The organism is Enterococcus sp. FSL R5-0957, from assembly GCF_038008005.1.
GTDB classification, from domain to species: Bacteria; Bacillota; Bacilli; order Lactobacillales; family Enterococcaceae; genus Enterococcus_B; species Enterococcus_B faecium.
In genome coordinates this window covers 703700-722196 of sequence record NZ_JBBOYG010000001.1, presented here as the reverse complement: position 1 = coordinate 722196, position 18497 = coordinate 703700, and the positions used below count along the sequence as shown (strand labels likewise).

Sequence of the window (18497 nt, the reverse complement as noted above, 5' to 3'; positions counted from 1 at the left end):
TTGTTTCTTAAATAAAACGATTCTCACGCAATTTTATTTTTTTGATATCTTCTACTGTTTGTGTTCCAGCTAATTGCATGACCATTTCCAATTCTGTTTTAAAGAAATCAAACACTTGATGGACTCCTGTACTTCCTCCTAAAGACAATCCATAAATAACGGGTCTGCCAATAGCAACAAGATCGGCACCTGATGCGATTGCTTTGAAAACATGTTGTCCACGTCGTACACCGCTGTCAAACACGATTGGTACACGTTTATCTACTGCTTCTGCCACATATTGCAACGAATCAAACGCAGCAGGACCCCCATCTAATTGACGGCCACCATGGTTAGATACCCAAATTCCACCAGCACCAGATTCTAATGATCGATAGACATCTTCTTCTGATTGAACACCTTTCACGTAGACTGGCAAATCAGAATGAGCAGCGATAAATTCTACATCTTTTGGACTAAGTTTTTGTTTGGAAGATTTATATACAGCATCCATCGTTTGGCCTACTCCTGATTGATAAGCCTGAACGATCGGCATTGGCAGCGGGAAGGTAAACCCATTTCTGCGATCTGTTTCACGGTTTCCGCCAACTGTTGCATCCGCTGTCAATACGATTGCTTTTGCTCCATTACGCTTGGCCACTTCAAGAATATCCAAATTGATTCCATTATCTTTGCTCATATAAAATTGAAACCATTGCGGTGCTTTCTCCCCGCCTGCTTCTCTTATCTCTTCTAAAGTACAAGAAGCGTAAGAACTTGCTGTATAGATCGTCCCAAAATCTGCTACACCTTTTGCAGAAGCTTTCTCCGCCTTCACATGAACTAATCCATGAGCAGCAACTGGTGCCATGATGATTGGTGCAGTCAGCATTTCTTCGTCAAAATGTGTAGTTGTATCGGGTAATTCTACATCTCTTAATACATGAGGAATAATCAAACGATGATTGAATGCCCGTTCATTTTCTTGATAAGTAAATAAGTCGCCAGCACCACTGCTGATGTAACCATAACCACCAGCTGGAATCACTTGTGAAGCCGCGATTTCTAAATCTTCCATATTGATAAAATCTACTATTCCTTCATTTGTACCTGCTTGATATGTTTTTTCCATCTCAATGCCTTCTCTCTATAAAATTTGAATGACGAACAATATGATAGCGTTTACACTTTTTATATTACTCTTCGACATTGATACAGGCAAATAATCTGTTTACATTTCAGCCATTCCAGATGTCACTACTCTGGAAGAAATGATTGTAATAAAAATAGATAAAAAACCGATGGGACTTTGACAAAATTCGTGTCAAAGTCCCTTTTTTTGAATAAACGGTGTTCAAAAACTTGCATCTGCGGTAATAAGCCCAACCAAACGAAAAATAGGAGGAGCTATTTTTTTTTGGCTGTTCATATTACTTGATGCAGGGCAGCTTTTTCACGACCTCTGATTCACGGTGTTTCTTTTTCATCAACATTTTTACGAAATACTGTGGAAGACTATTGAAATAAGTGTGGATTGTTTCTTTGTGTTTCAATCGTTTCTTGCCATTCTTCATTTAATTTTGGATTACCGTTTTCTTCCTTGAACTCATAAGGTCCTAATTCAAAAAGCCCAGACAGTATTTGATTCACGATTTCATATAGTTCAGTGTGATCAGACACATGATTCTTGAAGATCATCTCATTATCACCACGTTTGAACCTCACATTCGGGCTCTCATGATGAACCTCTATGCATTTTTCTCCTTTTTTTAACTGACGGACTCTGAAAACATCTCATAAATATCTTCTCCAGTAAAACCTTCAGCAAGCGCCAGACTGTCCACAAGACCGCCTACTGTCAGTTCAGAGATTATTGCTTGATTGGAATCTAATTTTAATGTATAGCTTGTCGCTTCTACTACGCCACATGCATTGCAACCGCCTTCTGATAGTTCGCTTTTTCTGATCAATTGAACTTCTTGCATTTTCTGTTCCTCCTCTTAATTTTCTACTTATGTATTTTTATCACCTGACATAGGTGACTCCTATCAACGCTATCATGTGCTTTTTTCCTCAGAAATCCTATTTATCCATTCCATCTATCCCTTATTCTTCTACTTTTCTTTCTCTAGCATATAAGAGATACGCATAGTATTCAAGCAAGGATTGTCGATATAAAAAGAACAAATACTGCTATTTTGATTTCTTTTGGCTATATTACATATAAATAAAATTTATCATACCTGCTCTTTTTGACTATATCATCATCTGACTTCTATACTTCGTTTGTATTAAAACTTAGGAGGAATCATTCATGCTTACAGGGTTAAACTTATTAAATAATCCTTTTCTAAATAAAGGAACAGCTTTTACAAAAGAAGAACGGGCAAAATATGGAATCACTGGTATGCTTCCAAGTACTGTCCAAACACTGGAACAACAATCTGTTCAAGCTTATGGTCAATACTTAAGCAAACAAACAGATTTGGAAAAACGTATCTTCTTAATGAATCTATTCAATACGAATCGGACATTGTTTTATAAATTGATGGGCGAACATTTAGTTGAATTCATGCCTGTCGTTTATGATCCTGTCGTTGCGGATTCAATCGAACAATACAACGAAATTTTCTTGAAACCGCAAGATGCTGCATTTCTTTCAATCGACGAACCAGAAAACATCAAAGCAAGTTTGAAGAACGCGGCAGATGGACGAGACATTCGTTTGATTGTTGTGACTGATGCAGAAGGAATCTTAGGTATGGGCGACTGGGGTGTGAACGGTGTTGACATCGCTATCGGCAAATTGATGGTCTATACTGCTGCTGCTGGTATTAATCCAGCACAAGTTTTGCCTGTATCGATCGACGCTGGTACTAATAATGAAGAATTATTGAATAATCCCTTATACTTAGGCAATCGTCATGCTCGTGTAGAAGGCGAAACTTACTATGAATTCATCGATCAATTCGTTCAATCAGCTACCGAATTATTCCCAGAATTGTTATTGCATTGGGAAGATTTTGGACGAGGAAATGCTGCAGCGATCTTAGAAAAATACGAAGATCAAATCACTACTTTCAACGACGATATCCAAGGTACAGGAATTGTTGTCCTAGCAGGTGTATTAGGCGGATTGAATATATCCGGTGAACAATTGAAAGATCAAATAATTTTGACATTTGGTGCTGGTACTGCTGGTGTGGGTATCGCAAACATCCTTTTAGATGAGATGATCCGTCAAGGTGTACCTGAAGAAGAAGCACGCCAACATTTCTATCAAGTAGATAAACAAGGTTTATTGTTTGAAGATACAGAAGGATTGACTCCTGGTCAAATCCCATTCGCTCGCAAACGCTCAGAATTCACTAATGCTGATGAATTGACAAACTTAGAAGCAGTTGTAAAAGCGATCCATCCGACAATCATGATTGGTACTTCTACCCAACCTGGAGCATTCACTGAAGAAATCGTGAAAGAAATGGCTGCTCATACACCACGTCCGATCATCATGCCTTTGTCTAATCCAACAAAATTGGCAGAAGCAAAAGCAAAAGATTTAATAGAATGGACGGACGGAAAAGCATTAGTTGGAACAGGTATCCCTGCTGCTGATGTTGAATATAATGGTGTAACTTACCAAATCGGTCAAGCAAATAATGCGTTGATGTACCCAGGTTTAGGACTTGGTTTGATTGCTTCAACAGCTACACGAGTAAATGCTGAAATCATTTCTCAAGCTAGTCGAGCATTAGGCGGAATCGTTGATGTAACAAAACCAGGAGCAGCTATCTTGCCTCCAGTAGCAAAAATCACTGAATTTTCTCAAACGATTGCTGAAACTGTCGCAAAATCAGTTGTCGCACAAAACTTGAATCGTGAAGAAATCACGGATATCAAAGAAGCAGTTGAATCTGCTAAATGGGTTCCTGAATATAAATCTTTAGAAGATTAAGATCGTTATAGTAAAAGAACATACAGAAACTTTGTATGACGTCTAAAAAGAAAAAAGCGACTGCGGCAAAACAGCGGCCAGCCAACTCCTGCTCTTTTGCCGCTTTTCTTTGGCTTTTTTCATATGATACAGAATAAGAAAGGATCTGTAAAAATGGCACAAAAAACAACAACTGCAACTGCAGTTGAGGAAAAGAAAAAAGAAGGTTTTTGGTCCACAAAAATCACCGGCGTAAGTTTGCCACTTTATTTGATCATGGTCCTTGTCCTGATCATTGCAATGGCTTTAGGGAAATTACCGACGAATATGATTGGACCAATCGCAGTTTTGGTTATTTTCGGTAATTTATTTCATTTTATCGGGACAAAAATCCCTATCGTCAAAAGTTATTTGGGTGGTGGTTCCGTTTTTGCGATCTTCTCTTCTGCTGCGATTGCTACATTTGGGATCTTACCTGAATATGTAGTGAAATCCACAGAAAACTTTGTCAGCAATATGGGCTTTTTGGACTTTTATATTGCTGCCTTGATTACTGGTAGCATCCTTGGTATGAACCGTAATCTATTGATGAAAGCTTCTGTTCGTTTTATTCCCGTTGCACTTATTTCAATGGTCGCCTCCTTTTTTGCCGTAGGACTCGTGGGCATGCTTATCGGAAATGGTTTTGCAAATTCCGTTTTATACATCTCATTACCTGCGATGGCTGGTGGTGTTGGAGCCGGAGCCGTTCCTTTATCAACGATTTATGCAAATGTTTTAGGTACGGATGCTTCTTCTATCATTTCCCGCCTGATTCCTGCTACAGCAATGACAAATGTCTTAGCTATCATCGGTGCAGCATTAGTTGCTCGTGCTGGACAATCAATGCCAAAATTCAACGGCAATGGTAAATTAATGGAAAAAGGCGATCTTGGCGATGGAAAACCTCGAACTGTGAAACCTTCCATTCCACAGTTAGGTGTTGGTTTGATGGTATCATTGACTTTCTTCATCTTAGGACAAATTGGTAACTATTTTGTTCCTAAAGTCCATGCATACGCATTTATGATTATTATCGTTGTCATCTGTAAAATCGCCAACCTATTACCAGAATATTATGAAGATGCAGCTATCATGTTCAATAACTTGATTGTCAAAAACTTGACAGCAGCTGTTCTTGCCGGTATCGGTATTGCGTTGCTGAATCTGAATGTATTAGCTTCTGCTTTGACATGGCAATTTGTTGTCTTATGTCTGACAAGTGTTATCGCGATTTCAGTTGTTTCAGGATTTGTCGGTCGTTTGTTTGGTTTATATCCAATTGAATCAACTATTACTGCTGGCTTATGCAACAACTCGATGGGCGGAACAGGAAATGTAGCCGTCTTATCTGCAGCTAATCGGATGGAACTTATTGCTTTTGCTCAAATGGGCAATCGACTTGGTGGTGCCATCGTTTTGATCATCTCTGGTTTCTTGATGCAATTACTTTCTTAGTCAAAAAAACAAAAATACCTGATCATCAAGTATCGGCTTGATGATCGGGTATTTTTTTGATAAAGATTTACAGGATTTTCAAAAATCTTTTTTGCATTTTATCGGAATGATAACCGATGTGTTCATAAAATTGGTGTGCTTCTACTCTGTATTCTGCAGAATTAAGCCTTATTGCCGTTATTCCTCGTTTTTTCGCTTCTTCTTCTACGCCAGTCATCAAAGCCTTTCCGATGCCTCTTTTTTCAGCATATTTAGACACAGCAAGTGCCATAATATTGAACATTGGATCGCTAAAAATCGATTCATAGGACTCCGCTTGTACATAGCCAGCTGCTTTTTTAGAAGTAGGATCTTCATAAACCAAGAAAAAATTTTTCTCTGGCTCCTTCAGCAGTTTCTTCATTTGTCTCACCGTAACGGTTAATGGTATATCATACCCTAATTGATCCGCATTGATTTCACGTAGTGCTTCTGCATCTTCTAAACGCATTTCCCGTAACATCCAAATCACCAGCCAATTTCTGATTTTTTAAAATGAATTTTTTTATCATAGTATACTCTTTTTTTCATTTAAAACAATATGCTTCAGTGATTTTGACTTGCGTTAGTCTAGATTCTCCTAATGTTTGTAAGATGACAAAGGCATTGTAACAATTGACCAAAAGAACCACGAGGACAATTACTTGAAAAATAAAGGTCACTTTTTTTGGAGACAAAATCCTGCTAAATTTTGCTCCCCACAAACCTCCAATAACAGCAGCGGGGATAATATAAAACAACATAGATAAATCAAAGCGCATAAAGCCACTTGTTAAAGCAATCGTTACTAATTTAGCCAGTTGAGAAAAGAAAATCGTAGATAGAGAATACAGCGTTGCTTCTTTTATTGGCAAGGCAAACATCAGCATCAGCAATGAAACATTGATGGGCCCACCACCGATACCTAAAAAGCTAGCTAAAAAGCCCAAGATCACCCCACATATAAGATACCAAATTCATGACGTTAGATGAAATTTTGGCTGATGATGCTTGGTGTAGAAGAACGCAAAAACCAAGGTCAATACCGTCAAGAAAATTTGGATCAGCTGCACATGCTTTTCATTTTCAAACAACCGTAAAAAAACTTCGAATACAATGTTACCGGCTATTCCTCCAACTACAGCTCCACCAGATACCCAACCGACAATCTGCCAATTCAGCGATTTCCCACTTGATACTTGTCGCACTGTCGAAACAATAGACATCGTGAATACCGCAACCGTTGAGTAAAAAGAAATACCTGCAACAGAATGGGCACCGATAAGATCAAGAATCGGTTTGATCAACACGCCTCCGCCCATGCCGGAAATAGCGCCAACTGTATTTGCCAGAACGATCACCACAAAATAAAACAGACCAATCATATCATCTTGTATATCCTTTCTCTTATTTATATCTTTTAGCGATTTTTACTCTTTGCTTATATTATACAGTAAAAGAAACGAACGAGGCTTCGAAAGCTTTTCTACTTTTTAAGGAAATGTAGTGCTAAACAAAAAAACCGGGCTCTCCTTTTCAGAGAGTCCAGCTTTTTTGCACCATATCAATTCTTTTGTTCTATTCTTCTTCTTCCGCCATGAATGTATTGAATACTTCTTCGATCATATCCCATTCTGCGTCTGTTTCGATTTGTTCTAACTCGCCTTCTGTTCCATCTTCGTTTTCGATGTATGCATAAGCTTGTAATTCTACATCTTCATCTTCTGAAACACCAGCAGGATATAAAAGAACATAGTTACGTCCAAATTCTTCTTGTCCGTCAACTGTTAGTAGGATTTCATATAATGTTTCATTTCCTTGGTCATCCACCAATGTGATGTGTTCGTGTCCTTCATGGTCGTGGGAATGGTTATGTTCTGTCATAAGATTACCTCTTTTCTTTTATTATTAAAATAATTGCTTACCTGAGCCGTCTAAATAATTTTGTAAGATCATCACAGCTGCTAATTTATCGATGACTTTTTTTCGTTTGGCTCTTGAAGTATTTGCCTGCTCTACTAGCATACGTTCTGCCTGAACAGTGGTTAATCGTTCATCTTGATAATCAACTGGCAAGGAGAATAGTTCTTTGATCTTTTCTCCGTATGACATGGAAGCTTCTGCCCTTGGTCCGATGGAATTGTTCATATTTTTAGGTAATCCAACTACAAACCGGTCTACTTCATATTGTGCTACTAATTCCTTCAACCGATCAAAGCCAAACTCTTCTTCTGCTTCATTGATCCGAATGATCTCTACTCCTTGAGCTGTCCAGCCAAAGGGATCACTGATAGCAACACCTACTGTCTTAGAACCGACATCCAAGCCCATTACTCTCATAAATTCACTCCATGATTTGAGAGGTAGTCCTTGACAATTACTTCCATGATCTCATCGCGTTCGTGACGGCGAATCAAATTTCGAGCATCACGATAACGAGGAATGTAGGCCGGGTCTCCAGAAAGCAAGTAGCCGACAATCTGATTGATTGGATTGTAGCCTTTTTCTTCCAAAGCCCGATAAACAATCGCTAATGTTTCGCTCACTTCTTTTTTGCGACTATCGTCAAAACCAAAACGTACGGTTTCATCTGTAAAACCCATGATTCTACACCTCTTTCCCGCAAGGTAATTCCAGCTTACCTTCTACAACCTTATTTTACTCGAAGAAAGGGAAAACTACAAACAAATATTCCAAACTTCCGAATAAATTAAGAAACACTATTTGTATGTTTTTTTCCTTTTTTCTGTAGCTTTATCAAAAGTGCTCTTTTCATAAAGTATACGCTATATTTCTTTGAATGTATGTTTTTACACAATTTTTTCATAATATTCATAAAAAATTCGAATAGCTGCTACTAATTTTTTGTTTTTGTTGCTTGTCCTGTCTCATAATTGATCGTGTAGCCATCTTGAACATTGTAGATAAAGACATTAAATTCAATTTTTTTGTCTTCAATGCTTTCTGCTTCCAATTGCACTCCCCTGGCTACCAGTTCATCCCCCTCAAAATGAGGGGTGACACGGTAGCGTACATGATGATTTGTTTCTTTGATATATGCCGTAATATCATTTTCGTGAGCAAGCATGTATGGAGCATTCAACGAACGTGTCCCTGTCATCAAGTTTTTAATGTTGTTATTTTGACCAGTCAGCTGGAAGCCAATTAAATGGCTGCGATTATATAACCATTGCCCGTCACTTAATTTCTTTTGTTTCCAACCTGTCGGGTCAATATACAAAGGCTCTCTCTTTTCAGTAGGGAACAAATCTTTTCCAAGCATAGCATTGGCTTGTCCTACTCTGTTCAATTTATCAATATTTGAATAGCTTTCCCATGTTCCTTTGGAAAGGCTAAGATCCTCTTTTGTAAATTCCGGCTGATTCCCATTGATTTCTATTTCTTGATGTTTTCCATCATATTCTGGCACATCCGCTACTTGAGAAGCTTGTGGTGTGGAATCAAAAATAGTTGTAATCTGCTGAAAAATATCTGAATCTTTTTGTGTGGTGGAAACACCGAATGCCCCTGCAATCACAGCAGCGACGATCCCCACGATCGCCTTGGTTGTTTTTTTGCTCATTTCTTTACTCCTTTACTAACAGTTCCCTAAATCTTAACATATGTTCCCCTATAAATAAATACTGGAAAAAAATAGAAACAGTAAAAAAATAAAACCAGTTTTTAGACGGCTTAAGAATACAAAAAAAGAGACGGATTCATCGTCTCTACTCAATCACAAAACACTATTTACAAGGTATTTATTATCATTCAAAAAATTTTTCTTAATACTCAAAACTAAACGGCTTCTGTACGACCTCTTGGTAAACAGTGTTCAAAAGCTTGCATCTGCGGTAATAAGTCCATCCAAGTAAAAATTGTTTTTGCTTGGATGGACTTATTACTTGTTGCAGAGCAGCTTTTTCACAGCCTCTTTTAAGCGGGTGACGGGAATCGAACCCGCGACATCAGCTTGGGAAGCTGGGATTTTACCACTAAACTACACCCGCGATACAAAAACAGTATACGCCTCTTTCACTCCTTCCTCAAGTTTTTTTATTCTTTACGCTTCCGATATGTTTTGTAGTAAAATAAAACTAATCAATCAATTATTGGAGAAGATGCTATGACGGGAAAAGAATTAGATCTGCTGCTAGACACTTGTCTACTCGCTGGGAAAATCATGATGGAAAGCAATGCAGAGATGTATCGGGTAGAAGATACGATGAGTCGAATTGCTTTAGCTTCTGGAAATTTCCGTTTGGTCAGCTATGTCACGCAGACTGGTCTCTTTATTGGTCTTGATCGTACCTCGACCATTCGAATGGAACAAATCACCAACCGTTCGATTAATTTAGAAAAAGTAGTAAAAGTAAATGATCTTTCACGTAAATATGTTGCTTCAGAGCTAACATTAGAAGAACTTTACTGCGAACTGCAAGCAATCGACCGAGACCGTTCGTTCTTTCCTGTCTGGTTGCAGATCGTTAGTGCGGCAGTTATCAGTGGAACGATCATGGTGTTATTCGGCGGAAAGATGACCGATTTGCCTGTGACTTTAATTATTGGTGGATGGGGATACGCAGTTTATCTGTATAGTTTGAAATTTTTTAGAATCAAATTTTTATCGGAATTTTTATCTTCTTTATTGATTGGCATAGCTGCTATCTACAGTGTTCGTTTTGGCTTAGGAAGCAATCAGGATTTAATTATTATCGGATGTGTGATGCCTTTGGTTCCTGGGGTTCAAATTACGAATGCTATCCGTGATTTGCTAGCTGGTCATTATGTGTCAGGGGTTTCTCGCGGAACAGAAGCGATGATGACTGCTACGATGATTGGTTTTGCGATTGCTTTTATTTTCCAGCTTTTTTATTAAGAAAGGAGCACGAGTATGGGCACGATATTTATTCAATTTTCTTTTAGTTTTTTAGCGACTGCGGCATTTGCCATTGTTACAAATGTCCCTAGGCGTTCATTGATTTGTTGTGGTCTTTCTGGTGCTTTCGGCTGGATGATCTACTGGATCTGTGTTCAAATGGGCGGATCTGCTGCTTTCGGGTCATTGCTTGGCTCTTTAGGAGTCGCATTCATCAGTGATCTTTTCTCTAAGCGTTTGAGAATGCCTGTAACGATTTTCAATATTCCTGGGATGGTTCCTTTAGTTCCGGGTGGTTTGGCTTATCAAGCGGTTCGGAATCTCGTTACTGAATCCTATCAAGAAGCAGCTCACTATGCGGTCCAAGCAATCATGATAGCTGGAGCAATTGCTTTAGGTCTCGTATTATCGGAAGTCTTTAACCATAACATCCGCAACTTCAAAGTAAAGCGTGATGCCATCATGTTGAAACGAAAAAAACGGCTTTTTAAATAAACGAAGTGTAACAAAGAAAAGGTTGTGACAGAAGTGATTAGCTTCACGAAATAAGACAGGATTCACGAAAATGGTTTCTTAAATTTTTGTGAATCCTATCTTATTTTTCGAAGAAACTACTTCTGGAACACTGTTTAGTAGAAGGGGTGAGATCAGCATCTTGGTCCGAGTATTAGAGAAACAAAATGGAAGAAGGAACTTGCATGATTAACTTAAGTCTGTTTACTAAAAAGTGAGATATGATCCTTTATTTTTAATTTCGCCGATTGTAAAATTAAGCTAGACAACTAAAAAAGTCATTTGTGCTACACTCAAAATAGTTCCGTCCAAAGAATTATAAGGAGTGAGTACAAATGACCTATACCCATCTTACAACGGATGAACTTGTAATGATAGAGTCTTATTTCAAAATAAATCAATCTGTTGCGAAAACTGCGCATTGCTTGAATCGTTCAAGACAAACGATCCATAAAGTATACCTGTTCTTCAAGCAAGGAAAATCAGCCTTAGAGTACTATCAACAGTATAAGAAAAACAAATCAAACTGTGGTAGACGCCCGCTTGTTTTACCTGAGGAACAATCAGAATATATTCAAAGAAAGGTTGTTCAAGGATGGACACCCGATGTGATTGTTGGTCGTGCAGCGTTTCCTATTCGTTGTTCTGCTCGTACCATTTATCGTATGTTCAAAAAGGGGCTATTTAATCCTTCTGACTTACCGATGAAAGGCAAGCGTAAACCAAATGGACATCAAGAAAGACGTGGAAAACAAGCTTTCCGTCGCTCTATTCATGAACGTGAAAAAGATTATAGCCAATTCTCAAATGAGTTTGGTCACCTTGAAGGTGACACTATCGTAGGTTTGAAACATAAAAGTGCTGTAATTACCTTAGTTGAGCGATTATCAAAAGTTATCATCACATTGAAACCGTGTGGTAGACAAGCGATTGATATTGAAAACAAATTAAATCATTGGTTTGAATCTGTACCGAAAAATCTATTCAAATCCATCACTTTTGATTGTGGAAAGGAATTTTCAAATTGGAAACAGATCAGTAATGCCAATGATATTGCCATTTATTTCGCTGATCCAGGAACGCCGTCTCAAAGAGGCCTAAACGAGAATTCTAACGGATTGTTACGTAGAGATGGTTTATTGAAATCTATGGATTTCAATTCAGTAGATGAATCTTTTATTCAATCTGTCGCATCGAAACGAAATAATATTCCTAGAAAATCACTGAATTATCGAACACCTTTGGAAGTATTTTTGAGTTACGTAAGTATTGATGATTTGTCTAACTTAATTTGACAATTAAGATTTTTTAAAATGATTCATTCCTTATCTTTTCTTGAATAAATTTCTTTAGTTTATCAATACTTCTCTTACCCATCTCTAGTTGTTCTCCATTCGTAAACGTTACTACTTCATTTACTCGGCTAATAGATGTAATGTTTTCAGTATTAATGATGTAGACTTTTAAATCTTTACATAAATACTCATATTCCAGTGTTTTTTTATATTTTTTTATTGTGCCGTTTATGAGTGTCTCTTCGTCTTTCAATACCAAGCCTATCTTATTTTTATAGCCTGGCATGCTCATTAGATAAAGAATCTCATCGTAATGGATATAATGATCGCTATTGCCATAACGAACAGACGTCCACTTTTTTTTGTTCGCTTGTTGAACAGGCTCGTTCTCTTTTTCTTTCAATAAGTAACTTTGGATGTTTTTTTTATTTTTTTCATAAGTGAATTCTTTTATCAAATACCCGCTAGGCGTAATATTTCGGTTAATAACAGCTATTGCTTTATTCGGATGAGAGGTCAAATAAACAATTTTACACTTCGCGTTCTTTTCTCTAAGCATTTCTCCTAGTTCAATCCCGCTGTAATAAGCGTTCAAATCGATATCAAGAAAAAAATATCCGATGAACGAATATCATTGTTTTTGACAAATTCAACAAACTGCATGACGTTCAATCCCTTGATTATCTCGAAATTCCAAGGAATCAGTAAATTTCTGGATTCTTCCAAAATATCTTCTATCATTTTTTCAAAAACCAAACTGTCATCCAAAATAAATATACGTGTTATCATACAAAGTACCTCCACTCGATATTTTACTATCAAAATCATTTCATACAACTTTTCAACATACATGTTAGGAATAAATTGTAATTCTCTTCACAATCTTTTCCAACACCTTTGAAACCGCTATTAACTACATTCAGCATGCAACTTCTAAAATAAATATCATTTTACAAAACATATCAAATAGCCAAATATCTCATACAAAAAAAGCCAGACAACCGACGTCCTTACACGTCAACTGTCTGAGCTATGTTCATTTATTTTTTTCTTTTAAAAAGAACGATACACATACTGATTTTTCGGAGCAGCGACTTTCTCTGCGTTTGTCACAACTACAGATGGAATTTCACGCTTGAATGGTTGATAATAGTCCGATTGGATGGTTCCTTCTATTTTATACCACTCATCATTTTTAACCGTTACTCCTTCAGGCATATGTGTTAACAAGCCAAAGACTCCTGAATCTGCCACACAATGGATAATACCGAAGCGGAACAAGAAGACATCTGCATTGCTATCGTTCGGTGTTTGGTAAACAAATCCTTCATAGCTGATTTTTTTGCCAATGAATTCGCTAGGGTAATTATAGATCAGCTCCATGACTTCTAAATAATTTTCATCTGTGATCTCGATACTCTGCTTATCCCCATACTTCTCTTTCAGTTCACTCATTTGGTCTAAGTAGTCTGACTTGTTGAAATAAATACTTGTATCTGGCTTTAGGTATTGTGTCTGCATTTCCGGATCACCTACCGATTCTTTGCTTACCGGAAAATTAAATCCTTTGGCTTCTACGATTGTAGTGTCCAGACTAACTGTTGGAAACAACGTACCAACGATCACTGGCAAAGCAAGCAGTACATAGGCGATTCCACGTTGATAAGGTTTCGATAACCCATGGTCGTGATCATGATCATGCTCGTGCGTCTCTTCCTCTGCTTTTCCGTTTTTGACCCACAAATACAGCTGAACTAAAGCCAAAAGAGCGGATAAAATCATCGAAAGAATAGCTAAATAACGATAGTGGACATTGATATATTGATCAAGTTTGCCAGAGACTTGCAAATACATCATCAATTCGAAATAGCCAGATAAAATCAAAAACCGCAGCATATTTTTCCTCCTAAATAAATAATGTGAATCCAACAACGCTAAGGGCAATCAGTCCGATCAGCGATAGAATAAAACGTCCTGTAAAATATCGTTTCATCATCAATAGATTTTTGATATCGACCATTGGACCAAAGACCAAAAAGGCAGCTACAGGTGCTGTGCCGAACAAACTTAACAATGAAGACCCGATAAACGCATCTGCTTCTGAACAAAGAGACATCGTAAAAGCTAATAACAGCATGATAATGATGGCTAAAATCTTTGTTGAGCCGAGCGTTAGCATCATTCTAGTTGGTAAATAAGTCTGCATCGCAGCTGCGATTAACCCACCAATAATCAAATAACGACCTGTATCAAAAAATTCATCGATTGAATGTGTCAACACATGCCCCGTTTGATGGAACAGCCGATTTTTTGGCTCATTCTTATCACTGTGTTCTTCTTCATGGGCATGATGATGGTGATCTTCGGCTACTTTAGAGGAGATTTTTTCTTTCAGTACAGCGTCTTTTTGAAAATAGGCAAGCCAGACACCAATCACAAGTGCAACAAAAAAGCTGCCTATCACTCGCCAGCTTGCCATCTGCCAAGAATTGCCAAATGCGATAAACGTGGAAAAAATCACGATGGGATTAATGATTGGCGCTGTCAGCATAAAAGCAAATGCTGTGTGAACCGGCACGCCTTTTTTTACAAACTGATGAACGATAGGTACGATGCCGCATTCACATGAAGGAAAGAAAAATCCTAAGATCGAACCAGTAAAAATAGAGAATATACGATTTTCAGGAAGCCATCGCTTCACACGTTCTGGGGTCAAAAATACTTGTAAGGCGCCTGAGATAAGACAACCTAATAGTACAAAGGGCAATGCTTCGATAACGATCGATAAGAAAATCGTACTCATCTGCAAAACCGAATTGGGAATAAAAGAAAACATGAGTTTCCTCCTTTTCATTTCTAGTTCATTCGCTTTGCAAATATACGCTTTTATTCAAAAAAAAACAAGTTGCTCTGTCAATTTTTACACAACTCTTATTTTTTATCGAAGCACTTCAATTGACTTTTTCTATTATTCCCATTAAATTAAGGTCTCGTACATATCACTTCTATCACAAAAGGGAGAATGAAAATGAAACAAACCACTAATTTGTCTGAAGTTCAAGACATACTGCAACAATCATCCGTTGCCATCGTTTATCTTTCGATGCCTAATTGCAGTGTTTGTCACGCTGTTCGTCCACGATTGGAGGAGCTGCTCACCCATTATGATATTCCGGCACTTCATTTGGATGCATTCGAAACGCCAGAAGTAGCTAGCAGATTTGAAGTATTGACTGCGCCAGTTGTTCTGGTTTTTCATCATGGAAAAGAGATCTCTCGGCAAGCGCGGTTCATCGACTTTAAAAAAATCCGGCATTTACTAGATGAACTGACAGCAGAAGATGATTCTCTTTCTTATGAAGAACTCTTTCGAACAGAATAAACATTATCCAAACAGAAAAAAGCGATTGAACAAGTGAAAGTTTTGCCTTCATTTGTTCAATCGCTTTTTATTTTTATTCTGCTGTATTTTCGGAATGCGCATTTGCGTCAGAATGCAAGAAATAGATCAAGGTTTGCAATTCATTCGTCAAATCAACATTTTGGATCAATACATCTGACGGAGCATTCAATCGAGCAGCGGTAAAGTTCAAGATTCCTTTGATTCCTGCTTCCGTTAACTGATTGACTACTTCTTGTGCTCTTTCAGCGGGAATCGTTAAAATCGCTACTTCGATTTGCTGGATCTTGATTTGTTCCGACATATCTTCCATTGGATAAACGGGGATACCGTCTACGATGCGTCCAACGATTTCTTCATTCACATCAAAAGCACAACTGATACGTATGCTATTACTTTGATGGAATTTATATTTTAGTAAAGCACTTCCCAAGTTCCCTACACCAATCAGCGCAACATTTGTCAATTGATCATCATTTAATGTCTTCGCAAAAAAGTGCATAAGATCTTCTACATCATACCCATACCCACGTTTTCCTAATTCGCCAAAATAAGAAAAATCTCGACGGATCGTTGCACTATCTACTTGAACGGCTTCACTTAATTCAGTTGAAGACACTTTTTTCTTTCCAGCATTATTTAAAATCCTTAAATAACGATAATACAAAGGCAGTCTTTTAGCTGTCGCCTTTGGAATAATATGATCTTTCACGAAATGACCTCCACGTATTGTCTAATTACATCTTTGATTTCTCCATCATAGCAGTATTTATAGGAAAAAATCAATTCCATTGCTCAGATATTGTGAAATTTTATTCTTTATTCATTTATTTATCATTTCTGCAAATCTCGCAGTATGATGGAATTTATGGTAGACTACTAATTGAAAAATAGTTTTTTATTTGAGGAGAATTCACAAAGTAGAAAAGAGGATTCCATGATATTATTACAAGCCAATCAGATTGCTCGCCATTTTGGTGCAGACGTCTTATTTGAAAACATACATTTAGAAATCAGTACAGGCGCTCGTGTCGCTTTAGTTGGCAGAAATGGCGCTGGAAAATCGACTTTATTGAAGATCATTGCTGGAATTGAAGCACCAGATGATGGAAAGATTGCTAAAAATAAAACAGCGACTCTCGGATACCTCGCTCAGGACACAGGACTTGATTCCAATGAAACAGTGTGGAACGAGATGCTGAAAGCTTTTGAACAAGTTAGACAAATGGAACAGCGGATGCGTGAACTAGAGATTTTCATTAGCGAAGGTACGCCAGATACACCCGCTTATACTTCTTATTTAAAAGAATATGATCGGCTGCAACACGATTTTTCGGATCGAAACGGCTATGGTTATGAAAATGAAATTCGTTCCGTATTGCATGGTTTTAAATTCGATTCTTCCTTTTATGACCAGAAAATCGATACTTTATCAGGTGGACAGCGTACACGTTTAGCTTTAGCTCGCATGCTTTTGCAACACCCTGACATTTTGATTCTAGACGAACCCACGAACCATTTAGATATCGAGACGCTTTCCTGGCTTGAAAATTATCTGCAAAGCTATACCGGTGCATTACTGATTGTTTCACATGACCGTTATTTCTTAGACAAAGTAGTCAATGAAGTTTATGAACTAAGCAGAAGAAAAATGCGCCATTACAAAGGCAACTACTCGAAGTATCTAGACTTGAAAGCAGAACAGCTGACAAGTGAATGGAAGGCTTATGAAAAGCAGCAGACAGAGATCCACAAATTAGAAGACTTCGTTGCTCGGAATCTTGTTCGTGCCTCTACCACTAAACGGGCGCAAAGTCGCAGAAAGACATTAGAAAAAATGGAACGTCTGGATCGTCCTCAAGGGGATGAGAAACAAGCAAACTTTCTTTTCAGTATAGAAAAACCTTCTGGAAATGTTGTCTTGCAAATCGAAGATGCCGCTATCGGATATGATGATGTCACCTTATCTGAACCAATCAATTTGGATATCCGCCGACAAGAAGCGATTGCTCTAGTAGGTCCGAATGGTATCGGAAAATCGACGTTGCTGAAATCAATCATCCACCAGATCCCTTTTATCCGTGGCAAAGAAACGCTAGGGACAAATGTCACCATCGGCTATTATGATCAAGGGCAAGCTGATCTGCATACAAACAAGACGATTCTAGCAGAATTGTGGGATGAGCATCCTACCACTCCTGAAAAAGACATTCGAAGTGCTTTAGGTGCTTTCTTATTTTCTGGCGAAGATGTAGAAAAACCAATTCCTCTGTTAAGCGGCGGTGAAAAAGCACGGGTTGCTTTAGCCAAGCTAGCGATGAACAAAGAAAATTTTTTGATCTTGGACGAACCAACAAACCATTTAGATATTGACAACAAAGAAGTATTAGAAAATGCATTGATCGATTACGATGGCACACTGCTTTTTGTTTCCCATGACCGATATTTCATCAATCGGATCGCGACAAAAGTCGTCGAACTCTCTGAAAATGGCAGTAAAGTCTATCTTGGAGACTATGATTATTATTTAGAGAAAAAACAAGAAGAAGAAGAAATCGCCGAATTATTGGCACAAGATGAGCCAGAATCCGCTCCTGCTCCTACGAATAAATCCGATTATTATCAGAGCAAAGAACAGCAAAAGCTTATCCGTAGCCTTCAACGAAAAATTACTCAGGTTGAAGAAGAAATGGCGCGGATCGATGAATGGATCGATCAGTTGGAACAAGAAATGGTCGCGCCAGAAAACCTGGAAGATCACGTAAAACTCAATGAGCTGAACCAAGATTTAGAAGCTGCTAGACAAGATCAAGAAACAAAATTGACGGAATGGGAAGAACTAAGCTTGGAATTAGAAGAATACGAGAATTAAAAGCCAATGGAAAGAGGTTGTGACAGCACTGTTGTCATAGCCTCTTTCTTTTTTATGCAGAAACATAGCGAAACCGTTCTCTTTTTTCTTACTATTTTTCTCTACTGACA

At 37.9% G+C, this 18497-nt stretch carries 16 protein-coding genes, 1 tRNA gene and 3 pseudogenes; 7 read left to right on the top strand and 13 right to left on the bottom strand.

What is annotated here, in order from left to right:
- Positions 1-7: 7 nt before the first annotated feature.
- Complete coding sequence (locus MKX69_RS03425) at positions 8-1111, bottom strand: alpha-hydroxy-acid oxidizing protein (protein ID WP_341008791.1); 1104 nt, start codon at positions 1109-1111, stop codon at positions 8-10.
- A 383-nt stretch (positions 1112-1494) separates the two neighbouring features.
- Positions 1495-1964, bottom strand: a pseudogene (locus MKX69_RS03420) (DUF4809 family protein).
- A 329-nt stretch (positions 1965-2293) separates the two neighbouring features.
- Between MKX69_RS03420 and MKX69_RS03415 the strand changes: the two are divergent.
- On the top strand, positions 2294-3934 hold the full coding sequence (locus MKX69_RS03415) for a malolactic enzyme (RefSeq protein ID WP_002306156.1): 1641 nt from the start codon (positions 2294-2296) through the stop codon (positions 3932-3934).
- Between the two features lie 153 nt (positions 3935-4087).
- Positions 4088-5410, top strand: a complete 1323-nt coding sequence (locus tag MKX69_RS03410; protein WP_341008787.1) for a 2-hydroxycarboxylate transporter family protein — start codon at positions 4088-4090, stop codon at positions 5408-5410.
- Positions 5411-5477: 67 nt separating this feature from the next.
- Here the strand turns inward: MKX69_RS03410 and MKX69_RS03405 are convergent, their stop codons facing one another.
- The 7 genes and pseudogenes from MKX69_RS03405 to MKX69_RS03375 form a co-directional block, all read right to left on the bottom strand.
- A complete protein-coding gene (locus tag MKX69_RS03405) occupies positions 5478-5912 on the bottom strand; it encodes a GNAT family N-acetyltransferase (RefSeq protein ID WP_002306155.1) in 435 nt (144 codons plus the stop codon).
- Positions 5913-5976: 64 nt separating this feature from the next.
- Positions 5977-6813 (bottom strand): annotated as a pseudogene (locus MKX69_RS03400) (sulfite exporter TauE/SafE family protein).
- Between the two features lie 193 nt (positions 6814-7006).
- Positions 7007-7312: a DUF1292 domain-containing protein gene (locus tag MKX69_RS03395; RefSeq protein WP_002290887.1), complete on the bottom strand. Its 306-nt coding sequence runs from the start codon at positions 7310-7312 to the stop codon at positions 7007-7009.
- 24 nt (positions 7313-7336) lie between these two features.
- Positions 7337-7768, bottom strand: a complete 432-nt coding sequence (gene ruvX, locus MKX69_RS03390; protein ID WP_002296503.1) for a Holliday junction resolvase RuvX — start codon at positions 7766-7768, stop codon at positions 7337-7339.
- Positions 7765-8031 carry an IreB family regulatory phosphoprotein gene (locus MKX69_RS03385; protein ID WP_002290885.1) on the bottom strand — a complete coding sequence of 89 codons (267 nt, stop codon included), beginning with the start codon at positions 8029-8031 and terminating at the stop codon, positions 7765-7767. Before MKX69_RS03385 ends, ruvX begins: the two co-directional genes overlap by 4 nt.
- Positions 8032-8285: 254 nt before the next feature.
- Positions 8286-9011 (bottom strand): DNA/RNA non-specific endonuclease, encoded by a 726-nt coding sequence (locus MKX69_RS03380; protein WP_341008783.1) that lies wholly within the window; start codon positions 9009-9011, stop codon positions 8286-8288.
- Between the two features lie 356 nt (positions 9012-9367).
- Positions 9368-9438 (bottom strand) — tRNA-Gly (locus MKX69_RS03375).
- Positions 9439-9554: 116 nt separating this feature from the next.
- Here MKX69_RS03375 and MKX69_RS03370 point away from each other — a divergent pair.
- The 3 genes from MKX69_RS03370 to MKX69_RS03360 all read left to right on the top strand — a co-directional run bounded on the left by MKX69_RS03370 (position 9555) and on the right by MKX69_RS03360 (position 12115).
- The gene (locus tag MKX69_RS03370; protein WP_341008781.1) at positions 9555-10307 is read left to right on the top strand and encodes a threonine/serine exporter family protein; all 753 of its coding nucleotides are present in this window, start codon (positions 9555-9557) and stop codon (positions 10305-10307) included.
- A 15-nt stretch (positions 10308-10322) separates the two neighbouring features.
- The gene (locus MKX69_RS03365) at positions 10323-10802 is read left to right on the top strand and encodes a threonine/serine exporter family protein (RefSeq protein ID WP_002290881.1); all 480 of its coding nucleotides are present in this window, start codon (positions 10323-10325) and stop codon (positions 10800-10802) included.
- Positions 10803-11155: 353 nt separating this feature from the next.
- Complete coding sequence (locus MKX69_RS03360; RefSeq protein ID WP_000222573.1) at positions 11156-12115, top strand: IS30 family transposase; 960 nt, start codon at positions 11156-11158, stop codon at positions 12113-12115.
- A gap of 13 nt (positions 12116-12128) precedes the next feature.
- Here the strand turns inward: MKX69_RS03360 and MKX69_RS03355 are convergent.
- The 3 genes and pseudogenes from MKX69_RS03355 to MKX69_RS03345 all read right to left on the bottom strand — a co-directional run bounded on the left by MKX69_RS03355 (position 12129) and on the right by MKX69_RS03345 (position 14951).
- Positions 12129-12904: pseudogene (locus MKX69_RS03355) on the bottom strand (LytR/AlgR family response regulator transcription factor).
- A gap of 264 nt (positions 12905-13168) precedes the next feature.
- On the bottom strand, positions 13169-14011 hold the full coding sequence (locus MKX69_RS03350; RefSeq protein ID WP_341008780.1) for a TIGR03943 family putative permease subunit: 843 nt from the start codon (positions 14009-14011) through the stop codon (positions 13169-13171).
- A 10-nt stretch (positions 14012-14021) separates the two neighbouring features.
- The gene (locus tag MKX69_RS03345) at positions 14022-14951 is read right to left on the bottom strand and encodes a permease (protein ID WP_002290877.1); all 930 of its coding nucleotides are present in this window, start codon (positions 14949-14951) and stop codon (positions 14022-14024) included.
- 192 nt (positions 14952-15143) lie between these two features.
- On the opposite strand from MKX69_RS03345, the gene MKX69_RS03340 reads away from it, so the two are divergent.
- Positions 15144-15497 (top strand): thioredoxin family protein, encoded by a 354-nt coding sequence (locus MKX69_RS03340; protein WP_002290876.1) that lies wholly within the window; start codon positions 15144-15146, stop codon positions 15495-15497.
- A gap of 73 nt (positions 15498-15570) precedes the next feature.
- Here the strand turns inward: MKX69_RS03340 and MKX69_RS03335 are convergent, their stop codons facing one another.
- The gene (locus MKX69_RS03335) at positions 15571-16227 is read right to left on the bottom strand and encodes a redox-sensing transcriptional repressor Rex (protein WP_002287746.1); all 657 of its coding nucleotides are present in this window, start codon (positions 16225-16227) and stop codon (positions 15571-15573) included.
- 225 nt (positions 16228-16452) lie between these two features.
- Here MKX69_RS03335 and MKX69_RS03330 point away from each other — a divergent pair, with 225 nt between their 5' ends.
- Positions 16453-18387, top strand: coding sequence for an ABC-F family ATP-binding cassette domain-containing protein (locus tag MKX69_RS03330; RefSeq protein WP_341008778.1), 1935 nt, complete (start codon positions 16453-16455; stop codon positions 18385-18387).
- The last annotated feature ends 110 nt before the right edge of the window (positions 18388-18497 follow it).